The sequence below is a fragment of the Actinomadura sp. RB99 genome, from assembly GCF_014706005.1.
GTDB lineage: Bacteria > Actinomycetota > Actinomycetes > Streptosporangiales > Streptosporangiaceae > Spirillospora.
Map to the genome: position 1 here is coordinate 97,542 of NZ_JABMCA010000014.1, position 19,898 is coordinate 117,439.

The 19,898-nt window shown below is 74.0% G+C and carries 22 protein-coding genes; 14 read left to right on the top strand and 8 right to left on the bottom strand.

Annotation, left to right across the window (positions count from 1 at the left end):
• Window positions 1–34: 34 nt before the first annotated feature.
• A complete protein-coding gene (locus tag amrb99_RS15735) occupies window positions 35–1,279 on the bottom strand; it encodes a cytochrome ubiquinol oxidase subunit I (RefSeq protein ID WP_190856695.1) in 1,245 nt (414 codons plus the stop codon).
• Window positions 1,280–1,557: 278 nt separating this feature from the next.
• On the opposite strand from amrb99_RS15735, the gene amrb99_RS15740 reads away from it, so the two are divergent.
• Window positions 1,558–2,115, top strand: a complete 558-nt coding sequence (locus tag amrb99_RS15740) for an isochorismatase family protein (RefSeq protein WP_190856696.1) — start codon at window positions 1,558–1,560, stop codon at window positions 2,113–2,115.
• Between the two features lie 68 nt (window positions 2,116–2,183).
• On the opposite strand, the gene amrb99_RS15745 is transcribed toward amrb99_RS15740, so the two are convergent.
• Both amrb99_RS15745 and amrb99_RS15750 read right to left on the bottom strand, forming a co-directional pair.
• Window positions 2,184–2,558, bottom strand: a complete 375-nt coding sequence (locus tag amrb99_RS15745) for an FBP domain-containing protein (RefSeq protein WP_190856697.1) — start codon at window positions 2,556–2,558, stop codon at window positions 2,184–2,186.
• A 76-nt stretch (window positions 2,559–2,634) separates the two neighbouring features.
• Window positions 2,635–3,147: a GNAT family N-acetyltransferase gene (locus amrb99_RS15750; RefSeq protein ID WP_190856698.1), complete on the bottom strand. Its 513-nt coding sequence runs from the start codon at window positions 3,145–3,147 to the stop codon at window positions 2,635–2,637.
• A gap of 391 nt (window positions 3,148–3,538) precedes the next feature.
• Here amrb99_RS15750 and amrb99_RS15755 point away from each other — a divergent pair, with 391 nt between their 5' ends.
• Window positions 3,539–3,910 carry a nuclear transport factor 2 family protein gene (locus tag amrb99_RS15755; protein WP_190856699.1) on the top strand — a complete coding sequence of 124 codons (372 nt, stop codon included), beginning with the start codon at window positions 3,539–3,541 and terminating at the stop codon, window positions 3,908–3,910.
• Window positions 3,911–4,056: 146 nt separating this feature from the next.
• Window positions 4,057–4,389, top strand: a complete 333-nt coding sequence (locus amrb99_RS15760; RefSeq protein WP_190856700.1) for a YnfA family protein — start codon at window positions 4,057–4,059, stop codon at window positions 4,387–4,389.
• A gap of 15 nt (window positions 4,390–4,404) precedes the next feature.
• On the opposite strand, the gene amrb99_RS15765 is transcribed toward amrb99_RS15760, so the two are convergent.
• Window positions 4,405–5,112 (bottom strand): DUF72 domain-containing protein, encoded by a 708-nt coding sequence (locus amrb99_RS15765; RefSeq protein ID WP_347256693.1) that lies wholly within the window; start codon window positions 5,110–5,112, stop codon window positions 4,405–4,407.
• Between the two features lie 113 nt (window positions 5,113–5,225).
• Here amrb99_RS15765 and amrb99_RS52400 point away from each other — a divergent pair, with 113 nt between their 5' ends.
• Window positions 5,226–6,251, top strand: a complete 1,026-nt coding sequence (locus amrb99_RS52400; protein WP_347256694.1) for a tyrosine-type recombinase/integrase — start codon at window positions 5,226–5,228, stop codon at window positions 6,249–6,251.
• A 73-nt stretch (window positions 6,252–6,324) separates the two neighbouring features.
• Here the strand turns inward: amrb99_RS52400 and amrb99_RS15775 are convergent, their stop codons facing one another.
• Window positions 6,325–6,960, bottom strand: coding sequence for an HAD-IB family phosphatase (locus amrb99_RS15775; protein ID WP_190856702.1), 636 nt, complete (start codon window positions 6,958–6,960; stop codon window positions 6,325–6,327).
• Window positions 6,961–7,110: 150 nt separating this feature from the next.
• Between amrb99_RS15775 and amrb99_RS15780 the strand changes: the two genes are divergently transcribed.
• From amrb99_RS15780 to amrb99_RS15795, 4 genes are all read left to right on the top strand, one after another.
• Window positions 7,111–7,794 carry a VTT domain-containing protein gene (locus tag amrb99_RS15780; RefSeq protein ID WP_190856703.1) on the top strand — a complete coding sequence of 228 codons (684 nt, stop codon included), beginning with the start codon at window positions 7,111–7,113 and terminating at the stop codon, window positions 7,792–7,794.
• Window positions 7,795–7,968: 174 nt separating this feature from the next.
• Window positions 7,969–8,754, top strand: a complete 786-nt coding sequence (locus tag amrb99_RS15785) for a phosphatase PAP2 family protein (RefSeq protein ID WP_190856704.1) — start codon at window positions 7,969–7,971, stop codon at window positions 8,752–8,754.
• Window positions 8,755–8,935: 181 nt separating this feature from the next.
• Window positions 8,936–9,934, top strand: a complete 999-nt coding sequence (locus amrb99_RS15790) for an ATP-binding cassette domain-containing protein (RefSeq protein ID WP_190856705.1) — start codon at window positions 8,936–8,938, stop codon at window positions 9,932–9,934.
• Window positions 9,934–10,740, top strand: a complete 807-nt coding sequence (locus tag amrb99_RS15795) for an ABC transporter permease (protein ID WP_190856706.1) — start codon at window positions 9,934–9,936, stop codon at window positions 10,738–10,740. Before amrb99_RS15790 ends, amrb99_RS15795 begins: the two co-directional genes overlap by 1 nt.
• 96 nt (window positions 10,741–10,836) lie before the next feature.
• On the opposite strand, the gene amrb99_RS15800 is transcribed toward amrb99_RS15795, so the two are convergent.
• Both amrb99_RS15800 and amrb99_RS51050 read right to left on the bottom strand, forming a co-directional pair.
• Window positions 10,837–11,514: a response regulator gene (locus amrb99_RS15800; RefSeq protein ID WP_190856707.1), complete on the bottom strand. Its 678-nt coding sequence runs from the start codon at window positions 11,512–11,514 to the stop codon at window positions 10,837–10,839.
• Window positions 11,511–13,313 (bottom strand): histidine kinase, encoded by a 1,803-nt coding sequence (locus tag amrb99_RS51050; RefSeq protein ID WP_206699956.1) that lies wholly within the window; start codon window positions 13,311–13,313, stop codon window positions 11,511–11,513. Before amrb99_RS51050 ends, amrb99_RS15800 begins: the two co-directional genes overlap by 4 nt.
• A gap of 210 nt (window positions 13,314–13,523) precedes the next feature.
• Between amrb99_RS51050 and amrb99_RS15810 the strand changes: the two genes are divergently transcribed.
• The 4 genes from amrb99_RS15810 (at window position 13,524) to amrb99_RS15825 (ending at window position 16,969) form a co-directional block, all read left to right on the top strand.
• Complete coding sequence (locus amrb99_RS15810) at window positions 13,524–14,810, top strand: sensor histidine kinase (RefSeq protein ID WP_347256695.1); 1,287 nt, start codon at window positions 13,524–13,526, stop codon at window positions 14,808–14,810.
• Window positions 14,807–15,472, top strand: coding sequence for a response regulator (locus tag amrb99_RS15815; RefSeq protein WP_190856708.1), 666 nt, complete (start codon window positions 14,807–14,809; stop codon window positions 15,470–15,472). The genes amrb99_RS15810 and amrb99_RS15815 overlap by 4 nt, the downstream gene beginning before the upstream one ends.
• Before the next feature lie 94 nt (window positions 15,473–15,566).
• Entirely contained in the window at window positions 15,567–16,196 is a 630-nt protein-coding gene (locus amrb99_RS15820; RefSeq protein WP_347256696.1) for an RNA polymerase sigma factor, read from the top strand.
• On the top strand, window positions 16,193–16,969 hold the full coding sequence (locus amrb99_RS15825) for a methylated-DNA--[protein]-cysteine S-methyltransferase (RefSeq protein WP_190856709.1): 777 nt from the start codon (window positions 16,193–16,195) through the stop codon (window positions 16,967–16,969). Before amrb99_RS15820 ends, amrb99_RS15825 begins: the two co-directional genes overlap by 4 nt.
• Window positions 16,970–17,048: 79 nt before the next feature.
• Here amrb99_RS15825 and amrb99_RS15830 read toward each other — a convergent pair whose 3' ends face one another.
• The gene (locus amrb99_RS15830; RefSeq protein ID WP_241755585.1) at window positions 17,049–18,008 is read right to left on the bottom strand and encodes a DMT family transporter; all 960 of its coding nucleotides are present in this window, start codon (window positions 18,006–18,008) and stop codon (window positions 17,049–17,051) included.
• 86 nt (window positions 18,009–18,094) lie between these two features.
• Between amrb99_RS15830 and amrb99_RS52405 the strand changes: the two genes are divergently transcribed.
• Both amrb99_RS52405 and amrb99_RS15840 read left to right on the top strand, forming a co-directional pair.
• On the top strand, window positions 18,095–18,703 hold the full coding sequence (locus tag amrb99_RS52405) for a CGNR zinc finger domain-containing protein (RefSeq protein ID WP_190856710.1): 609 nt from the start codon (window positions 18,095–18,097) through the stop codon (window positions 18,701–18,703).
• Window positions 18,704–18,809: 106 nt separating this feature from the next.
• Entirely contained in the window at window positions 18,810–19,868 is a 1,059-nt protein-coding gene (locus tag amrb99_RS15840; RefSeq protein ID WP_190856711.1) for an NAD-dependent epimerase/dehydratase family protein, read from the top strand.
• The last annotated feature ends 30 nt before the right edge of the window (window positions 19,869–19,898 follow it).

Sequence of the window (19,898 nt, forward strand, 5' to 3'; positions counted from 1 at the left end):
GCACACTCCCGTCGCACCGTCACGAAACCGAGCATCAGAACGTCGCCGACACCGCCGGCGCCGACGGCGCCACCGGGGGAGCGGCCCCCAGCGCACCCCCGTCCGGCCCCCGCCGCGCGAACCGCGCCAGCAACCACGCGTTCACCGCCACCAGCACCGCGAACAGCACCGTGAACGCCGCGAACGACACCGCGAACGTCCCCGACCCCACCCCGGGCGACAGCGCGTCCCGCGTCTTCAGCACCCCGTACACCATCCACGGCTGCCGCCCCACCTCACGGAACATCCAGCCCGCCAGCATCGCCGCATAGGGGAGCGGCACCGCGCAGATCATCACCACGTGGAACACCCGGCCCCGCACCAGCCACCGCCCCCACCACACCTTCACCAGCGCGACGACCGCCAGCAGCAGCATCAGCGACCACAACCCGGTCATCACCGCCTCACCCACGCCCGCCTGCCCCGGCGCCATGTAATCGCCCGGCCCGAACCGCGCCGTGAAGTCCGCCACCGCCGCGGCCGCGTCGTCCCCACCGGTCTTCGTCGGCTGCAGGTACCGGTACTGCATCCCCCCGACGACCACCACGGGCATCACCGACGCCATCACCGTCACCAGGCCCATCCGCATCGACCGCCGGAAGAACTCCACCTCCGCCGTCCGCCGCAGCAGGTGGTAACCGCTCACCCCCGCCATGAAGAACCCCGCAGTCAGCAGCCCCCCGAACAGCACATGCCCGAACGCCAGCACCGCCGTCGGATTGCCCAGCAGCGCCCCCACGTCCGTCAGCCGCGCCGCCCCGTCCCGCATCTCGTAACCCACCGGACGCTGCATCCACCCGTTCGCCACCAGCACGAAGTACGCCGACAGATACGCCGTCAGCGTCACCACCCAGATCAACCCCAGATGCACCCACCGGTTCAGCCGATCCCACCCGAAGATCCACAACCCCAGGAACGTCGACTCCACGAAGAACGCGGCGATCGTCTCCAGCGCGAGCGGCGCCCCGAACACCCCGCCCGTCATCCGCGACATCCCCGACCAGTTCAACCCGAGCTGGAACTCCATCACCAGCCCCGTGACGATCCCCACCGCGTAATTCACCACGTACAGCTGGCCCCAGAACCGCGTCATCCGCGCATGCACCGCACGGCCCGACAACGTCGCCCGCGTCTGCATCACCGCCACCAGCGTCGCCAGCCCCAACGTCAACGCCACGAACACGAAATGCGAACCTGCCGTCAACGCGAACTGCACCCGCGCCAGCACCAACGGGTCCATCAGCACAACCCCCACGAACGATCGCCGGAAACCACGACACGATCCTCCGGCCCCGCACCCCCTCCGCGAATCCTGCGCAAGCCCCGAACCGCACTGCGCGTTTCGCGTACCGACCCCCCGCCCACTACGCCCCGAGATGTACGACGCCGCCGCGCCTACTCCCAGCGGAGAAGCCGCCCCACCGCCCCGGGGCCGGGGGAGGAGCACCGGCATCGCGAGACTGTCGGCGCCGTCCAATACCCTGCCCGCCGAACCACCCGAACCAGGGAAGCCCCGCCATGACCACACTGCCCGACCGCCCCAACACCGCCCTGCTCGTCATCGACGTCCAGAACGGCGTCATGGCCGACGCCCACAAGCGCGACACCGTCATCGCCAACATCGCCGCACTCGCGGCCAAGGCCCGCACCCAGAACGCGCCCGTCATCTGGGTCCAGCACTCCGACGCCGAACTGCAGAAGGGAAGCGACGCCTGGCGCTACGTCCCGGAACTGGAACGCCGCGAGGACGAACCGCTCGTCGCCAAGTCCTACGGCGACGCCTTCGAGGACACCGACCTCGACCGCACCCTCACCGACGCCCGCATCGGCCACCTGGTCGTCGCCGGCCCGGAGACCGACGTCTGCATCCGCTCCACCATCCACAGCGCCTTCACCCGCGGCTACGACGTGATCCTCGTCGAAGACGCCCACACCACGCCGGACAAGAGCATATGGGGCGCGCCGCCACCCGAGCAGGTCATCGCCCACACCAACCTCTATTGGCGCTTCCTCCACACCGCACCAGGCCGCACAGCCACGGTCACCGAAACCCGGAACGCCACCTTCAACGCCTGAGGCGGGGGAGAGCCCATACCCTCGAGTCCGCCGAACAGCCGTAGGGGATAGGGGCGGGTGACCGGCGGTCAGGTGCTGATCGAGGTGATGAAGGCGTCCAGGTTCGTCTTGATGCGTGCGACCTTCTCCTCAAGGGGGACGGTGTTGCCCTGCTTGCCGGCATCGCCGCTGCGCCGCGCGCTCATCAACGCGACACCGCCGCCGGTGTGCGCGGTATGGCAGAACGAGCACAGGCTGGTCGAGTTGAACCCGCGTGCCTTGCCGGGCGCGGACGCGAGGCGCAGCGCGATCCCGGTGAGCCGGTCGTCCTTCTCGGCGATCAGGTAGACGCGGTCGGGAGCCTTCGGATCACGCCAGCCGAGGAAGTCGAGGCCGGTCAGGGCGACTGTGCGAAGTCCATTTTCGGGCCGGTGAGGAGGGGGTCGATGACCTCTACTTAACATAATGCTAATTATCGACCATCTGCGAGAGCTGGGACGAAAGCGGGCGCACGGCGCCAGAACGCCGTGTGTGCGGCGGTCAGTGCGTGACGGCGATCCAGAAACGGTCCTCGCCCCGGCGGCGGCCGTCCGGCACGCCGCCGTTGGCGAGGATGGCGCGCCGCGACGGCTCGTTGCCGGCGGCGCACGTGAGCAGAACGCGATCCAGGCCAAGGCTCCGGCATTCGATCAGGCCGGCGGCGAGCATCGCGGTGGCGTGGCCCTGGCGGCGCCAGGGCGTGACCACGTGGTAGCCGACGTGTCCGCCGACGTCGGCGAGCTGCGGCGTCAGCCGGTGCCGGATGATCAAGGTGCCGATGTAGTGCTCGCCGGACACGTACCAGAACGTGCTGTACGGCACGCCCCAGCGGTGCCTGACGGCGCGGACCCGCGCGGCGAACGCCTCGAAGTCGGCGGCCGCGTCGTCGAGCGTGCGCGTCCAGTCGTCGGTGGCGCCTTCGGCGAGGCAGTCGGCGCGCTCGCCGGCGAGGAACGAGTCGCGCACCGCCGCCGTCGGCGGGACGAGCCGCGGCGGGCGATCTGATGCAGGCAAGGCAGGCCATCCTCTCTTTCCCGCCCTGGGCTCGCGAGGTGGGTCCGCTCCCCGGCCCGGATCGGCGCTCGCTCCGGGCGGATGTCACGGATGATCAAGGAGCGCTCGCGGTGCTCTGGTCGATGGCGCGGTCGTCGCGGTGTCACTTGCGACATATGTGGTCTTTGCGATCTCATACCGGACAGAATCCAGCTTCTGTCCGGTATGAGCAGTTTGTATAGATTCGTCCTTTGGCTTGGGCGGTGTGCTGTCCCGTCTCAGTGAACCTGCTCGGTTCTCAGTCAAGCCGCCGCGAGCCGGTCGACTGTCTCACTGAACCTGCTTCCTGCGAAGATCAGCCGAACGTGAACGTCCTGGCGTGGATAGGACGCGTCCTGGGAGGGTGGGCCTCATGGAGGACTTGCGGGAGGACTTGCGAGAGGCGGAGCACCGACTCCAGGCCGCGCAGCTGGCTGGAGATGTCAAGGCGCTTGATCGGCTGCTGGATGATCGGCTGATCTTCACCTTCGGTGCCAACGTTCAGACCAAGGCGGACGATCTGGAGCTGCATCGCACTCGGACGCAGGTGCTGACGAAGGTGGCCGAGGAAGAGCTGACCGTACTCGCTGACGGGCACACCGGGGTGACCTGGTTTCTCGGCACCGTCGAGGGGACCGTCTCCGGGACGCCGTTCGCAGCCAGGATGCGATACACCCGCACTTGGATATACGACGAGAGGCACGGCTGGCGAATCATCGCCGTGCACGCCAGCACTACCGATTGACATAGCCCACACATCGTCCGACGACCGTCCGGCTTCATGGTCACCACCCCGCCCAAAGCTGACTGCACAGAGCGGTGGCCACTTCGCAGGTTCATTGAGACAGGACATGTGCGGCTCGCGGCGGCGGGCTCTCTAGGGTGATCGGCATGACCGTGCTGCGCTCGATCGCCCTGTTCCTGCTGGCCGCGCTCGCGGAGATCGGCGGCGCGTGGCTGGTGTGGCAGGGCTGGCGGGAGCACCGCGGGCCGTGGTGGATCGTGGCGGGGGTGGCCGCTCTCGGGGCATACGGGTTCGTGGCGACGTTGCAGCCCTCCCCCGACTTCGGCCGGATCCTGGCCGCGTACGGCGGTGTGTTCGTCGCGGGGTCGCTGGCGTGGGGCGTGGTCGTCGACGGGTTCCGGCCGGACCGGTGGGACCTCGCCGGCGCGCTGGTCTGCCTGGCCGGGGTCGCGTTGATCATGTACGCGCCGCGTTCGTGACCGGGGTGCGCCGGGTCACGTGGCGGTGAGGTCGATGAAGCGCAGGGCGTTGCGGACGGCCGCTCCCCCGGGGTCGTTGTTGAAGTAGACGTAGGCGTCGTCGGCGTCGTCCAGGCGTTCGGTCCAGGCGCGGAGCGTCTCGTCGTCGTAGTGGGGCCAGGGGTCGGCGGGGCCTTCGTGGAAGCGCAGGTAGAGCCAGTCGGCGGTCCGCCAGAGGGGTGTGAGGGGGCGGCCGAGGCGGTCGGCCCAGCACAGGGCGGCGCCGTGGTGCTCCAGGACGCGGCGGACGTCGTCGGTCCACCAGGTGGGGTGGCGTGGTTCGACGGCGACGCGGACGCCGGCCGGGAACCGGCGCAGGCAGGCGTCGAGGCGGTCGGGGTCGGCCTGGAGGGTGGGCGGGAGTTGGAGCAGGACGGGGCCGAGTCTGTCGTCGAGGCCGCCGGCGGCGGCCATGAGGCGGGCGACGGGCTCGGCGGGGTCGTTGAGGCGTTTCATGTGGGTGAGGTAGCGGCTGGCTTTGACGGCCATGACGAAGCCGGGCGGCGTGTTGTCGCGCCAGGCTTCGAAGGTGGCGCGTTTGGGGAGCCGGTAGAAGGCGTTGTTGTTCTCGACGGTGGTGAAGACTTCGCTGTAGCGCTGCAGCCAGGCGCGTTGCGGGACGCCGGACGGGTAGAGGACGTCGCGCCAGTCGGTGTACTGCCATCCGGATGTGCCGATCCGCACGGGCGGCTCCTCTCCCCCAGGGTGTCGGGTGCGGTGGTCGTACCCGTCCGGGGGCGGTTTTGTCGGTGGCGGGTTGTAGCGTCCGGCGGGTGCGTCCTGCCGATCTTCAGCGTGTGACCGTTGCCGAGGCTGTGGACCGTTATGCGGAGATGGTCCGGGCGAAGTGTTCGACGGGGGCGTTGGCGCCGGCGTCGGCGGAGGTGTACGCGCGGGACGTGGTGACGTTCGCGGAGCTGGCGGGTGCGGATCGGGTGCTGGACGATCTGACGGGGGCGGACGTCGATGAGGTGCTGCTGGGGTTCGCGCGCAAGCCGGACGGGCGTCGGCGCGGGGGGCGGGTGCCGGGGGCGGACGGCGGTGGTGCGTTGCAGAGCGCGTCGTCCCAGGCGCGGTTCCGCAGGTCGGTGTCGGCGTTCTTCAAGTACGCGGTGGTGGCGGGGTGGGTGCAGTTGGATCCGATGGTGGCGGTGACGGTGCGGCCGAAGCATCGGGGCGGGTTGCGGGCGGAGCGGCGGGCGTTGACGGTGGAGCAGGCGGAGGGGTTGCTGGGGGCCGCGCGGGAGATGGCGGAGGCGGGTCCGGCGCCGCGGCGGCGGGTGGATCAGCGGACGGAGTTGCGGGACGGGTTGATCGTGCTGTTGCTGGCGGCGGTGGGGCCGCGGGTGTCGGAGTTGACGCGGGCGAACGCGGAGGACTTCTTCGTCAACGGGGGGATGCGGTATTGGCGGATCTTCGGGAAGGGCGGGCGGACGCGGGATGTGCCGCTGCCTCGTCCGGTGGTGGAGGTGCTGGACGCGTATCTGGCGGAGGGGCGGGTGCTGCTGGATCGCGGGGTGGAGTCGCGGGCGTTGTTGCTGTCGTGGCGGGGTCGGCGGTTGGCGCGGGGTGATGTGCAGGCGGTGATCGATCGGGTGCTGGAGGGGGTGGAGCCGGGGCGGCGGCGGAGTGTGACGCCGCATGGGCTGCGGCATACGACGGCGACGCATCTGCTGGCGGCGGCGACGGACATGGATGCGGTGCGGCGGGTGCTGGGGCATTCGGATCTGTCGACGCTGGGGCGGTATCGGGACGAGCTGCCGGGTGAGTTGGAGGCGGCGATGCGGGTGCATCCGTTGCTGGGGCCGGTGGAGCGGGGGTGAGGCGCGGGGCGGACTGTCCCCCGGTCCTGTCCCTCGGGCCTCTCCCCCTGGGTCTCCCTCCCCTGGTCGGTGGTCAGAGGAGGGTGCGGGCGAGGGTGTAGGCGGCGGTGAGGTCGGTGCCGCGGTAGTCGAGGGCGGCGATGCCGGCGAGGTGGTGGTCGGCGTTGATGGCGATGGTGTTCTTGAGGTGGCGGAAGAGGGGCGCGTCGGACATGGAGTCGCCGTAGGCGAGGCATTGGTCGGTGGTGAGGCCGTGGCGGGTGCGGAGTTCTTCGGTGATGCGGACCTTGTCGTCTGGGGTGAGGATGCCGCTGGTGTCGAGGGGTGCGGCGGTGAACGGGAGCGGGGGGAAGCGGGAGGCGATGACGTGGTCGAAGCCGAGGTCGAGGAGGTGGCGGGCGAAGAAGTCGGGCGACATGGTGATGACGGCGGAGTGTTCGCCGCGTGCGCGGATGTCGGCGCAGACGTCGGGGATGCCGGTGAGCCAGGGGCTGGCGGTGTAGGCGGCGGCGACGTGGTCGGGGGTGAGGTGGTGCCAGAGGCGGTGGATCTCGCTGGAGAAGCCGCGGGTGTCGAGGGTGCCGGCGGCGAACCGGGCCTCGAGGGCGTGGAGTTCGGTGAGGGTGCCGAGGTGGCGGGCGAGTTGGAGGTTGGCGGTGGTTCCGGTGAGGAGGGTGCCGTCCATGTCGAATATGTGCAGGTGTCCCACGTGGTGTCAGTGTGGTGGACGGGCGTCGTGGTGGGCGAATCGGTTTTGGTTGTGGTAAGCGGCGTGGTGTGACCTCCTGTCGGAGGTCGGGGGTGGTGGCGGGCTTTCGGGGGATGTGGGGGCGGTGGTGCGGTTCCTAGCGTCGGGGGCATGGATTCGATCTTGGATGTGGTGGGTGCGGCGGTGTCGTCGCCGTGGTTCTGCCTGGTGCTGTTCGCGGTGGCGCTGCTGGACGGCTTCTTCCCCGTGGTGCCGAGCGAGAGCATGGTGATCGCGGGCGGGGTGTATGCGGCGTCGGGGTCGCCGGATCTGGCGCTGGTGGTGGTGTCGGCGGCGGCGGGCGCGTTCGCCGGTGATCATGTGGCGTTCCTGCTGGGGCGGGGGCCGGGCGGGCGGTTGCTGCGGCGGGCGCGGCCGGGGACGCGGCGGTACGGGGCGCTGGTGCGGGCGCGGGGTGCGTTGGCGGAGCGTGGCGGGTTGGTGCTGGTGGTGGCGCGGTACGTGCCGGGTGGGCGGACGGCGGTGACGGTGTCGATGGGTGCGTTGGGGTTCCCGTTGCGGCGGTTCTCGGTGTTCGCGGGGGTGGCGGCGGTGTCGTGGGGGTTGTACGGCGGGCTGCTGGGTTATGTGGGCGGTGCGGCGTTCGAGGACGATCCGGTGAGGGGTGTGGCGGTGGGGCTGGGGTTGGCGTTGTCGGTGACGGGTGTGGTGGAGGGGGTGCGTTTCGTGCGGCGGCGCCGGTCGCGGGGGCGGCACGGTGGCGCCGGCGTGGGGGTCGGTGGTGCTGCGGTGGGGGCCGGTGGCGGCGGGGTCGTCCGTGCGGAGGGGCGGTAGGGCTGTCTTCGGTGGGGGTGCGGGGTCGACTTCTGGGTGATGCGCGGCGTTTGTGGAGCGGGTGATCGTCGGGACGTGCCAAGCTCTACGGGACGGTGAACGTGGGGTGAACTTCGACGGTCCGTCCGGTATCCCATGGGGTGTCGGGCGGCCGTCTCGATCGTGAGGGAGAGCATGCAGGCGCCAGATTTCAGCGTGCATCTGTACCGGGACGTCACCGAGTGGGCGTGGGGTACGCCGTCGTGGGTGCATTCGGTGGCGGACGTGGGGACGAACGCGGGGCTTCTGTTGTTCGCGGTGCTGTTCGTGGCGGGCTGGTGGCGGGCGCGGGGCCTGGACGCGCGGGCGATGGGGCTGGCGTTGTCGGCGCCGTTCGCGATGGTGGCGGCGTATCTGGTGAGCGAGGTGTCGAAGGACTTCCTGCGGGAGGAGCGGCCGTGCCGGGCGGTGTCGGGGGCGGTGCACATCGCGTCGTGTCCCGCGCCCGGGGACTGGTCATTCCCGAGCAATCACGCGACGATCGCGGCGGCCTCGGCGGCGGCGCTGGTGGTGGTGTGGCGGGCGCTGGCGCCGCTGGTGCTGCCGTTGGCGGTGCTGATGGCGTTCTCGCGGGTTTTCGTGGGTGTGCACTACCCGCATGACGTGGCGGCGGGGTTCTGTGTGGGTGTGGTGGTGGCTCCGGTGGTGGCGCTGGTGCTGGTGCGGGCTGCCGAGCCGCTGGTGGATTTCCTGCGGGGGTTCCCGGTGGCGGCGGTATTGCTGGGGGCGCGTCCGGTGGCCGCGCCGGCGGGTGCGGGGTTCGGTGGCGCGGGGCTGGCGCAGGAGCCGGTGCCGGCGGGTGCCGCGGGTGTAACGCGGATGGACGATGCGGCGGTGACGATGCCGGACGTGATGGGCGGCGTGCGGGGCGTCGGCGGGCCGGGTGGTGCGGTGGGGCGGCATCATCGGCGGGGTTCGTAGCGCTCTGCGGGTATGGCGGGCCGTTCCGGTGGTGGCACCGGGGCGGCCCGTTCCGTTCGTCGGGGGGCGGGTTCCCTGCCGAAAGTGGGGGTCGGGGGGTGGCGTTCGGGCACTGTGGGGCCGCTCCCCCGCCGCCTAGGTTCTGGCGTTGTCGAGATGTCGGGGCCGGAGGGACGGTGTGATGATCGCGTTGCGTGGTCTGACGAAGCGGTACGGGGACAGGACGGCGGTGGACGGGCTGTCGCTGGAGGTGGCGGCCGGGAAGGTGACGGGGTTCCTCGGGCCGAACGGGGCGGGGAAGTCGACGACGATGCGGATGATCGTGGGGCTGGATCGTCCGAGTGCGGGTGCGGCGCTGGTGGGCGGGCGGCGGTATGCGGAGTTCCGGCATCCGCTGCGCGAGGTGGGGGCGTTGCTGGAGGCGAAGGCGGTGCATCCGGGGCGGTCGGCGCGGCGGCATCTGCTGGCGATGGCGCGCAGCAACGGGATCGCGGCGGGGCGGGTGGAGGAGGTGCTCGCTCTGGTCGGTCTGGAGGGGGTGGCCGGCAAGCGGGCGGGGTCGTTCTCGCTGGGGATGGGGCAGCGGCTCGGGATCGCGGGTGCGCTGCTGGGCGATCCGGGGGTGCTGCTGTTCGACGAGCCGGTGAACGGGCTGGATCCGGACGGGGTGCTGTGGGTGCGGCGGTTGATGCGGTCGCTGGCGGCGGAGGGCCGGACGGTGTTCGTGTCGTCGCATCTGATGAGCGAGATGCAGTTGACGGCGGACCGGCTGGTGGTGATCGGGCGGGGCCGGTTGATCGCGGACGCGCCGGTGGCGGAGGTGATCGCGGCGAGTTCGCGGAACGCGGTGCGGGTGCGCAGTCCGCGGGCGGCGGAGCTGGCGGCGCGGGTGGAGGCGGAGGCCGTCCCGCGCGGGGCCGCTCACCCCGAGGCCGCCCCGCGTGGGGGTGCCGCGTCCGGGGGTGCCGGGCGGCGGGGTGTCGAGGTGGTGCGGGTGTCGGCGGAGGAGCTGGTGGTGACGGGGTTGCCGGTGGATCGGGTCGGGTGGCTGGCGTTCGAGGCGGGGGTTCCGGTGCTGGAGCTGAGCGAGGAGAAGGCGTCGCTGGAGGAGGCGTACATGGAGTTGACGGGGGCGAGCGTGGAGTACGGCGCGGGTGCGGCGGCCGGGGTGGAGGCGTGATGGCGGTGACGGTGCGGGCGAGGTCCGGTGGGGCGGAGCGGGCCGGCGGCGGGCTGCGGGGGGCGGTCGCGGCGGAGTGGACGAAGCTGTGGTCGGTGCGCTCGACGTGGTGGGGCCTTGCGGCCGCGGTCGTGCTGATGGGACTGATGTGCCTGATCCTGGCGTCGTCGACGGTGTCGAACAACACCAACGAGGTGGCGTCGGACGATCAGGGGGTGGTGTCGGTGAGCGGGGTCGCGATCGCGTCGCTGGACATGGTCCAGTTCGTGGTGGTGGCGGTGGCGATCCTGGTGATCACCGGTGAGTACGCGACGGGGAGCATCCGGTCGACGTTGCAGTGGGTGCCGCGGCGGGGGCGGATGCTGGTGGCGAAGGCGGTGGTGCTGGCGGCGGTGATGCTGCCGGCCGGGGTGGTGCTGGGCGTGGCGGGGACGGCGGTCGCCGGTCCGGTCCTGGGCGAGTGGGGGCGGTCGCGGGCGGTGGTGTTCGTCGACGACGCGCTGCAGTCGGGGGTGTATCTGGCGCTGGTGTGCCTGCTGGTCCTGGGGCTGGGGGCGATGCTGCGGAGCACGGCGGGGACGTTGACGACGGCGTTCCTGTTCCTGCTGGTGCTGCCGATGCTGCTGGAGAACGCCGGTTCGAGCGTGGGGCGGCGCGCGGCGGACGCGTTGCCGAGCGGTGCGGGGCGGCATTTCATGAACGGGGACGGCCCGTATCCGGCGGGGGCCGGTGCGGCGATCCTGGCGGCGTGGGCGGTGGCGGCGTTGTGGGGCGGTGTGGTGGTGCTGCGTCGCCGGGACGCCTGACACGCCCGTGGGCTGGCTCGGGGGCCGTCGCGCCGTGGTCGGCGCGGCGGCCCCCGGGTCGCGTTCAAGGTGCGCGGGTGTCAGGGGGTGCGGGTGTCAGGGGGTGCGGGTGTCAGGGGTGGGGTCGTGGACGAGTCCGGCTTCGTGGGCGAGAACGGCGGCCTGGACGCGGTTCTTGACGTCCAGGCGGGTGAGGATGGCGCTGACGTAGGCCTTGACGGTGCCTTCGACGACGTGGAGGCGGTCGGCGATCTCGGCGTTGGACAGGCCGGCGCCGAGCAGGGCGAGGACCTGGCGTTCGCGGGGGGTGAGGCCTTCGGTGCGGCGGCGGGCGGCGGCGCCGGCGGCCATGCGCCCGCCGGACAGCTCGGTGATGACGCGGTGGGCGACCTTGGGCGACAGGAACGCGGCGCCGGCGGCGACGGCGCGGACGCCGGCGATGAGTTCGTGGGGGTCGCCGGACTTGAGCAGGAAGCCGCTGGCGCCGCCGCTGAGGGCGCGGGCGATGTAGTCGTCCTCGCCGAAGGTGGTGAGGATGGCGACGGCGGTGGCGGGGGCGGCGCGGCGCAGTTCGTCGGCGGCGGTGAGGCCGTCCATGCGGGGCATGCGGATGTCGAGGAGGGCGACGTCGGGGTGGTGGGCGAGGGCGAGGTCGACGGCTTCGCGGCCGTCGCCGGCCTCGGCGACGACGTCGATGCCGGGGTCGGCGGACAGGATGGCGCGGACTCCCGCGCGGATCATGGTCTCGTCGTCGGCGAGCAGGACGCGGATCACTCGGGGCCTTTCGTGGCGGGGTCGGCGGTGCTGTAGGTGTTCTTGGCGGTGAGGCGGCCGCCGCTGAAGCACAGGCGGTAGAGGTGGCCGGTGCCGAGCAGGTCGGCGGTGGGGCGGTAGTAGCGGCAGCGGGCGCCGGGCGGTTCGGGGACGCGGGCGCGGACGGTGCCGGCCTCGGTGGCCTGGACGGGCGGGAGCAGCGGCTCGACGTGGTCGCGGGTGTCGCCGACGCGCAGGGCGGCGTAGTCGGCGGGCGGCAGGACGGAGTTGAGGGTGGCGTAGGCGTAGTAGCCGAGCATGACGGCGCCGAGCGCGGCGATGAGGGCGGCGGGGACGGCGATGGCGGTGATGAGGCCGCGGCGGACCTGGCGGCGTTCGCGTTCCAGGTGGCGTGCGGATTCGGAGGGGCCGTCGGGGGCGTCCAGGGGGCGGGGGCCGGGCGGCGGTGTCTCGGGCAGGACGGCGCGGACGGTGAAGCCGCCGCCGGGCGCGGGTGCGGCGTGCAGGGTGCCGCCGGCGAGGCGGGCGCGTTCGGCGAGGCCGGTGAGGCCGTGGCCGCCGCCGGGCGGGAGCAGGGCGGGGCCGCCGGGCGGGGCGTCGTTGGCGACGGTGACGGTGATCGCGGGCGCGGCCGGGTCGTCGCCGGTGGCAGGGGCGCGGCGGGTGAGGGTGACGGTGATCGGGGCGCCGGGGGCGTGTTTGGCGGCGTTGGTGATGGCCTCCTGCACGATCCGGTGCGCGGCGAGCGCGATCATCGGCGGGAGCGGGCCGGGGGCGGGGCCGACGGCGGTGTCCAGGCGGACGGGGACGCCGGAGGCGCGGGCGCGTTCGACGAGGTCGTGGACGCTTTCGTGGACGGGCCTGGCGGCGGCGTCCGGCGCGGCCGGGGCGGTGGTCTCCCCCGCCGCGGCGCGTCGGGCGGTGTCGTCGCGGAGGACCCCGATGATCTCGCGGAGGTGCTCGGTGGCGTCGGCGGCGCCGGCGCGCAGTTCGGCGGCGGCGGCGCGGTGGCGGTCGTCGAGGCCGGGCGCGACCTGCAGGGCGCCGGCGCGGACGGCGATGAGGGCGAGTTCGTGGCCGAGGGAGTCGTGCATGTCCTGGGCGATGCGGGCGCGTTCGCGCAGGCGTTCACGTTCGGCGGTGATGCGCTGCTCGCGTTCGAGGCGGTCGGCGCGTTCCCAGCCGGCGTGCAGGAGTTCCTGGTACTGCTGCCAGTAGCGGCCGACGAGCCAGGGCAGGACGCCGAGCAGCACCAGCCACAGCGTCAGCGGGAACCAGGTGGTGACGTCGATGCCGCGGGCGATGTTGATGAGGGTGCCGGCGGCGAACACGGCGGTGAATCCCCACAGCACCGGGCGGGCGCGGGGCGTCCGCAGCCCGGTCAGGTAGGACATGACGGGCATCGCGAAGACGAAGTTGCCGTGCACGACGATCAGCGCGATGGCGGTGAGCAGCGCGGCGGTCGGGCGGGTCCGGGAGATCGCGACGGCGGCGGCCAGGACGCCGAGCGCGGCGATCCGCAGCCACCAGGACGGTGCGGTCGGCTGGAGCGGTGAGACCAGGTCGAACCCGGCGGGCAGGGCCAGGACCGCCCACAGCGCGATGTCCTTGACCAGCAGGGATCTGCGGGGCCGGTGGAGGGCGGCGCGGGTCTCCGCGCGGGCCGCGCGCAGCGCGGCGCCTGCGGCATGCGAGACGCGGGCGGCGCGGGCGCCGCTCGGGCGGGCGGACGCGGGCGCGGGGGCGGCCGTGTCCCGCTCCCCCGGGCGCCGCGGGACGGTGGTGGCCGGGTCGTTCACCCGGCCCACGGTACAAGCCGGTGATCTGCGGTGATACTGCCGAAAGTCAGGGGCCGCTACGGTGGGCGGGTGACCGTGCCCTCGCCGCGTCCCGGGCGTCCCAGGCGTCCCGCTCCGCCGAGCCCGCCGTCGCGGCCGCGGCCCCCGCGGTCCCGGGAGGAGTGGGGCCGCTGGTGGGGTCGCGGCCGGGCCGGCGAGATGGTCCCGGCGGTGGCCGCGCTGGCGGTCACGGTGGTGATGAGCGCCGTCGCGGCCAAGCCCGGGGACCGTCCGCTGTGGCCGGGCGGGCTGGCGCTGATCGCGGTGACGACGCTGGCGCTGGTGTGGCGGCGCCGGCATCCGGTGGTGCTGCTGGTGGTGGCGACCGTGGTGCCGCCGCTGTACTACCCGCTGGGGTATCCGGACGGGCCGATCGCGTTCGTGTTCCTGGTGGCGCTGTTCAACGCCGCGGTGCAGTGCCGGCTCGCGGTGCCGCTGGGCGCGGTGATCGTGGTGAACGCCGGGTTCCTGACCACCTCGGCGGTGCGGGGCGGGGACGGCGGCGATCCGGACGCGGTGGCCGACGCGCGGGGCGTGGCGTCGCTGTCGCTGGCGCTGCTGGTGACGGTGGGGATCGGGCAGTACGTGCGGGGGCGTCGGATCCGGGTCGAGGAGGCCGAGCGGCGCGCCGCCGCGGCCGAGCGCGGCCGGGAGGAGGAGGCGCTGCGGCGGGCGGCGCAGGAGCGGCTGCGGATCGCGCGGGAGCTGCACGACGTGCTGGCGCACCAGATCTCGCTGATCAACGTACAGGCGGCGGCGGCGCTGCACCGGCGCGACGATCCGGCGCGGGCGTACGCGGCGCTCGATGCGATCAAGGCGGCGAGCCGGCAGACGCTGCGGGAGCTGCGCGGGGTGCTGGGGGTGCTGCGGCAGGTCGACGAGCCCGGCGGCGGGGCGGGGCCGGTGGAGCCGGTGCCGTCGCTGGCGCGGGTCGGTGAGCTGCTGGAGCGCACGGCGGCCGCGGGGTTGCGGGTGCGTCGGGCCGGCGACCTCGCCGCCACCGACGGCACCTTCGACGGCGAGGGCGGTGGGCGGCTGGCGGCCGTGCCGGCGCCGGTCGGGCTGGCCGGGTACCGGATCGTGCAGGAGGCGCTGACCAACGTCGTCCGGCACGCGGGCGCGGAGACGGTGACGGTGGAGGTGCGGTGCACCGCGGACGCGGTGATCGTGCGGATCGACGATGATGGGGCGGGCCCGCCCGGCGGCACCGCCGCGGCGGACGGGCGGAAGGACGGGCCGGCGGGCGTGCCGAAGGGCGGCAACGGGCTGCGCGGCATGCGGGAGCGGGCCGTGGCGGTCGGCGGCGAGCTGACCGCGGGCCCGGGCCCCGGCGGCGGGTTCCGGGTGCGGGCGCGGCTGCCGCTGGACGCCCCGGCCGGTCGCCGGGGGCACGACGAGGGAGCGGGAGAACAGGTGGCGGACGGGAAGGCCGGGCGGGCGATGCGGGAGGACACGTGATCCGGGTGGCGCTGGCCGACGACCAGACGCTCGTGCGGGCCGGGTTCCGCTCGATCCTGGAGGGCGAGGACGACATCGAGATCGTCGCCGAGGCGGGGGACGGCGAGCGGGCGGTGCGGCTGGCGCGCGAGCTGCGCCCGGACGTGGTGCTGATGGACGTGCGGATGCCGGTGCTGGACGGGCTGGAGGCGACCCGGCGGATCGTCACCGACCCCGCCCTGGCGGACGTCCGGGTGGTGATCCTGACGACGTTCGACCTGGACGATTACGTGTACGGCGCGATCAAGGCGGGGGCCAGCGGGTTCCTGGTGAAGGACACCGAGCCGCCGGAGCTGATCCACGGCGTGCGGGTGGTGGCGCGCGGTGACGCGCTGCTGGCGCCGGCGGTGACGCGGCGGCTGATCGCCGAGTTCGCGTCCCGGATCACCGCGCCGCCGCCGTCGGTGGAGCTGGACGCGCTGACGGCGCGGGAGCGGGAGGTGCTGGAGCTCGTCGCGAAGGGCCTGTCGAACGAGGAGATCGCCGAGCGGCTGGTGCTGTCGCCGGCGACCGCGAAGACGCACGTCAGCCGTATCCTGTCCAAGCTGGGGGCGCGGGACCGGGCGCAGCTGGTGGTGCTGGCCTACGAGTCGGGGATGATCCGTCCCGGCTGGCTCGGCTGACCTTCCCCGGCCGTTTCCCGGCCGCTCCCCTGACCCGGCCCCGGGCCGGGCGCGGGGCTGCAACGGGCCGGGCGGCGGCGGTGTTGAAAGGGATGTGACGGTTACCGACGAGGTTTCGATCCGGCCCGCCGGGGCGTCCGCCGAGAGCGGGGGCGACGCCGCAGGCGCGCGGGTCGTCGCCGCGCTGTCCGGGGACCTGGACGGCGGGTTCGCCGTGCTGTACGAGGCGTACCGGGGGCCGGTGTTCTCCACCGCGCTGCGGTTGTGCGGCCGGTGGGCGGAGGCCGAGGACCTGTCCGCCGAGGCGTTCCTGCGCGCCTACCGGGCGCTGTGCGGGTACGGGCCGGAGCGGATCGCGGACCTGCGGCCCCGGGCGTGGCTGCTGACGATCCTGACGAACGTGTGGCGCAACGGCCTGCGGACGGCGGCGCGCAAGCCGCCGCTGGGGCCGCTGGAGGACGCGCCGGACCCGCCCGACCCCGCCGAGGGCGTGGAGGACGCGGCGGCGCGGCACGAGACCGGGCGGGAGCTGGCGGACCTGCTGGCGGCCCTGCCGGACGCGCAGCGCGCCGCGGTGGTGCTGCGGCACGTCACCGACCTCCCGGTCGCGGAGATCGCGGAGGTGATGGGAGTGCCGGAGGGCACCGTGAAGTCGCACGTCTCCCGCGGCCTGGCGCGCCTGCGCCGCCTGCACCAGGATCAGGAAGAAGGGGGTGCCCGATGAACGGCATCGATCCCGCGTCCGACGCGCTGCTGGAGGGCCTGGCGGGGCTCGCCGCCGACGCGCCGCCCGCGCTGCTGGACCGGATCGCCGCGCGCCGCGTCGAGGTGGACGGGCCGCTGGAGCACCTGCGGGTGGCGTTCACCGACCGCGGTGTGGCGTACGTGCGGGCCGGGCTGGACGAGCAGGAGTTCACCGCGTCGTTCCGGGAGCGGTTCGCGCGGCCGCTGCTGCCCGCCGACGCGCCGCCCGCCGGGCTGGTCCCGGCGCTGCGGACGGGGCGGCTCGGCGGCCTGGCGCTGGACCTGCGCGGGCTCAGCGGGTTCGAGGCGGCGGTGCTGCGGGCCGCGGCGACGATCCCGCGCGGGCAGACCCGCCCGTACGCGTGGGTGGCGCGGCGCGCGGGCCGTCCGAAGGCGGTGCGGGCGGTCGGGTCGGCGCTGGGCCGCAATCCGGTGCCGCTGCTGATCCCCTGCCATCGGGTGACCCGGTCGGATGGGTCGCTGGGCGAGTACGTGTTCGGGGCGGCGGCCAAGGAGCGGCTGCTGCGCGCCGAGGACGTCGACGTGGACGAGGTCACCGACATGGCGCGGCGCGGGGTGCGGCTGGTCGGCAGCGACACCACGGGGATCGTGTGCTTCCCGACCTGCGCCGACGCCCGCCGGATCGCGCCCTCGCACCGGCGCGGGTTCCGGGACCTGGCCGCGGCGCGGGCCGCCGGGTACCGGCCGTGCCTGCACTGCCGCCCGGACGGCCCCGACCCGTCCCCCGCCTGACCGGCGGGCCCGCCGCCCCGAGCCGGGCCGGGCCGGGCCGGGCCGGGCCAGCCGGTCATGGACCCGGCGCGGTGCGGTGTCAGCGGCGGCCGGCGAGCAGGACGCCGGCGCCGCCGAGGACCAGTCCGGCGACGGTGAGCGGGTGCAGCGCCTGCCCGATCGTCGCCCACGCCAGCACCGCGGTGACCGACGGGGTCAGGAAGAACAGCGCGGCGACGGTCGAGGCCGGGGAACGGCGCAGCATGGTGTTCAGCAGCAGGAACACCCCGATGGAGTTCACCGCGACCATCCAGGCGAGGGAGGCGCCGAACGCGCCCCAGTGCGCGACAGCGGGCGTCTCGGTCAGCAGCGACAGCGCGCCCAGCGGCGGCGCGGCGACCAGGAACTGCACCGCGGTGCCGGTCCGCACGTCCATGTCGGTGACATGGCGCTTCTGGTAGAGGGTGCCGAGGCTGAGGCCGAGGAGCCCGACAAGGCAGAGGACCACGCCGAGGGGGGAGAACGCGATGCGGTCGGCGACGGCCAGCACGACACCGGCGGCGCCGAGCCCGAACCCGGCCCACTGGCGGCCGGTGACCCGCTCCCCCAGGACCCGCGCCGCCAGCAGCGCGATCACGACCGGGTTCAGGCCCTGGACGAGCGCGACGACCCCGGCGGGCAGCCCCATCGCCATGGCGCTGTAGAGGGCGCCGAACTGGACGGCCTGGATCAGCAGCCCGGACACCGCCAGGTGCGCCAGGGCGCGGCCCCGCGGCCACGGCGCCCGGACGGCGACCGCGTAGCCGGCCAGCAGGATCCCGGCGGCGGCGAACCGCGCGAAGATCAGCAGCAGCGGAGGGGCGGCGTCCACCCCGATCGCGCCGGCGATGAACGCGCTGCTCCACAGCAGGACGAACACCGCCGGCATCGCCGCGCCCGCCACTCCCCTGCCCTCGCCACCGGTCCGGGTGCCGGTCCGCTCCCCCGGCGCCGCCCTTCCCCGCGCCGCCTTGGGGGACGTCGTCTCCGCAGACGGCGCGGCCGGGGTGCGCTGGACCATGAGGCACCTCCATAAGTAACCGGTCATAACGGTTATTCATCCTCCGGCCGCCGTCCGTAACCTGTCAAGCCGGTTACCATGGGTCGATGGAGTTCACCTTCCACTCCGGCGACCTCGCCCTCGATCTCGCCGGGACCGTCCAGCACCGCCGCGACGACCGCCGCGACCTGCTCACCGCCCCCGACCGGCTCGCCCACTGGGCCGTCGCCGCCGGGCTCGTCACCGACCCGCCCCCGGTGAGCGCCGCCGACCTCGCCGCCGCCGTCGACCTCCGCGAGGCCGTCTACCGCGCCGCCACCGCCGTCCTGCACGGCCGCTCCCCCGCCGACGACGACCGCGACCTGATCAACCGCCGCGCCGCCGCCGCACCGCCCGTCCCCCGCCTCGCCGCCGACGGCACCGTGCACCGCGACGGCGACACCACCGCCGTCCTGGCCGCCGCCGCCCGCGCCGCCGTCGACCTGCTCGCCGCCGCGGCCGCACCCGCCGGCTCCACCGCGGCCACCAGCGCAGGCGACGGCGTCGACGCGGGCCGCGGCGTCCTCAAGGAATGCCAGGCCGACCCCTGCACCCGCCTCTACCTGGACACCTCCCGCCGCCGCACCCGCCGCTGGTGCGACATGCGCCAGTGCGGCAACCGCGCCAAGGCCGCCGCGTTCCGCGCCCGCCGCACCACCCCCGGCACAACCGCCTGACCGCGTCACGGCGCCCGGCCCCGCAGGCGCGCGGCGCCGCGCGTGTAGACCGGCGCATGGCGGGAATGGGGCCGTCCACCTGCAGGGACGACTGAGGGGGAACACCATGCGGGTCGTGGTCACCGGCGCCACCGGCAACATCGGCACCAGCACCGTCGAAGCGCTCACCGCCGATCCCCGCGCCACCTCCGTCCTCGGCCTGTCGCGGCGCGGCCCCGGCGCGCGGGCCGCCCGCGACGAGGGCATCGAATGGGCCGAGGCCGACGTCACCGACACCGACCTGGTCCCGCTGCTGCGCGGCGCCGACGCCGTGGTCCACCTCGCCTGGCTGTTCCAGCCCACCCACCGGCCCGCCGTCACCTGGGACTCCAACGTCGTCGGCACCACCCGCGTCCTGGACGCCGTCGCCGACGCCGGCGTGCCCGCCCTGGTGGTGGCCTCCTCCGTCGGCGCCTACTCCCCCGGCCCCAAGGACCGCGCCGTCGACGAGTCCTGGCCCACCCACGGCTGGCCCGGCGCCGCCTACAGCCGCGAGAAGGCCTACGTCGAACGCCTCCTGGACGCCTTCGAGGCACGCCGCCCCCAGACCCGCGTCGTGCGGATCCGCCCCGGGTTCGTGTTCGAACGCCAGAGCGCCGCCCAGCAGCGCCGCCTGTTCGCCGGGCCGCTGCTGCCCGGCCGCCTCGCCCGCCCCGGCCGCGTCCCGGTCGTCCCCGACCTGCCCGGCCTGCGCTTCCAGGCGCTGCACTCCGCCGACGCCGGGCAGGCGTTCACGCTCGCCGCGCTCGGCGACGCCCGCGGCGCCTTCAACATCGCCGCCGAACCCGTCATCGACCCCGACGTCCTGGCCGGCCTGCTCGACGCCCGCACCGTCCGGCTGCCCGCCCGCGGCGTGCGCGCCGCCCTGGCCGCCGCCTGGAACCTGCACCTGGTCCCCGCCTCGCCCGGCCTGTTCGACCTGGCCCTGCAAGTGCCGATCATGGACACCGCGCGCGCCCGCGCCGAGCTCGGCTGGACGCCCCGCCACACCGCCCGCGACGCGATGGCCGCGTTCCTGGAGGGCCTGCGCACCGGCGCCGGACGCGACACCCCGCCCCTTGCTCCCGGCACCGGCGGCCCCGCCCGCGCCCGCGAGATCGCCACCGGCGTCGGCCGGAAACCCTGACCCCGGACGCCGAACACCCACAGGAGGTCA

Excerpts from the sequence above, each read along its gene's own strand:
- amrb99_RS15830 (WP_241755585.1), bottom strand. The coding sequence starts at position 18,008 with ATGGTCCAGCGCACCCCGGCCGCGCCGTCTGCGGAGACGACGTCCCCC.
- amrb99_RS15755 (WP_190856699.1), top strand. The coding sequence starts at position 3,539 with ATGGAGGACTTGCGGGAGGACTTGCGAGAGGCGGAGCACCGACTCCAG.
- amrb99_RS15760 (WP_190856700.1), top strand. The coding sequence starts at position 4,057 with ATGACCGTGCTGCGCTCGATCGCCCTGTTCCTGCTGGCCGCGCTCGCG.
- amrb99_RS15740 (WP_190856696.1), top strand. The coding sequence starts at position 1,558 with ATGACCACACTGCCCGACCGCCCCAACACCGCCCTGCTCGTCATCGAC.
- amrb99_RS15840 (WP_190856711.1), top strand. The coding sequence starts at position 18,810 with ATGCGGGTCGTGGTCACCGGCGCCACCGGCAACATCGGCACCAGCACC.
- amrb99_RS15825 (WP_190856709.1), top strand. The coding sequence starts at position 16,193 with ATGAACGGCATCGATCCCGCGTCCGACGCGCTGCTGGAGGGCCTGGCG.
- amrb99_RS52405 (WP_190856710.1), top strand. The coding sequence starts at position 18,095 with ATGGAGTTCACCTTCCACTCCGGCGACCTCGCCCTCGATCTCGCCGGG.
- amrb99_RS15790 (WP_190856705.1), top strand. The coding sequence starts at position 8,936 with ATGATCGCGTTGCGTGGTCTGACGAAGCGGTACGGGGACAGGACGGCG.
- amrb99_RS15785 (WP_190856704.1), top strand. The coding sequence starts at position 7,969 with ATGCAGGCGCCAGATTTCAGCGTGCATCTGTACCGGGACGTCACCGAG.
- amrb99_RS15735 (WP_190856695.1), bottom strand. The coding sequence starts at position 1,279 with ATGGACCCGTTGGTGCTGGCGCGGGTGCAGTTCGCGTTGACGGCAGGT.
- amrb99_RS15780 (WP_190856703.1), top strand. The coding sequence starts at position 7,111 with ATGGATTCGATCTTGGATGTGGTGGGTGCGGCGGTGTCGTCGCCGTGG.
- amrb99_RS15745 (WP_190856697.1), bottom strand. The coding sequence starts at position 2,558 with ATGTTAAGTAGAGGTCATCGACCCCCTCCTCACCGGCCCGAAAATGGA.
- amrb99_RS15795 (WP_190856706.1), top strand. The coding sequence starts at position 9,934 with ATGGCGGTGACGGTGCGGGCGAGGTCCGGTGGGGCGGAGCGGGCCGGC.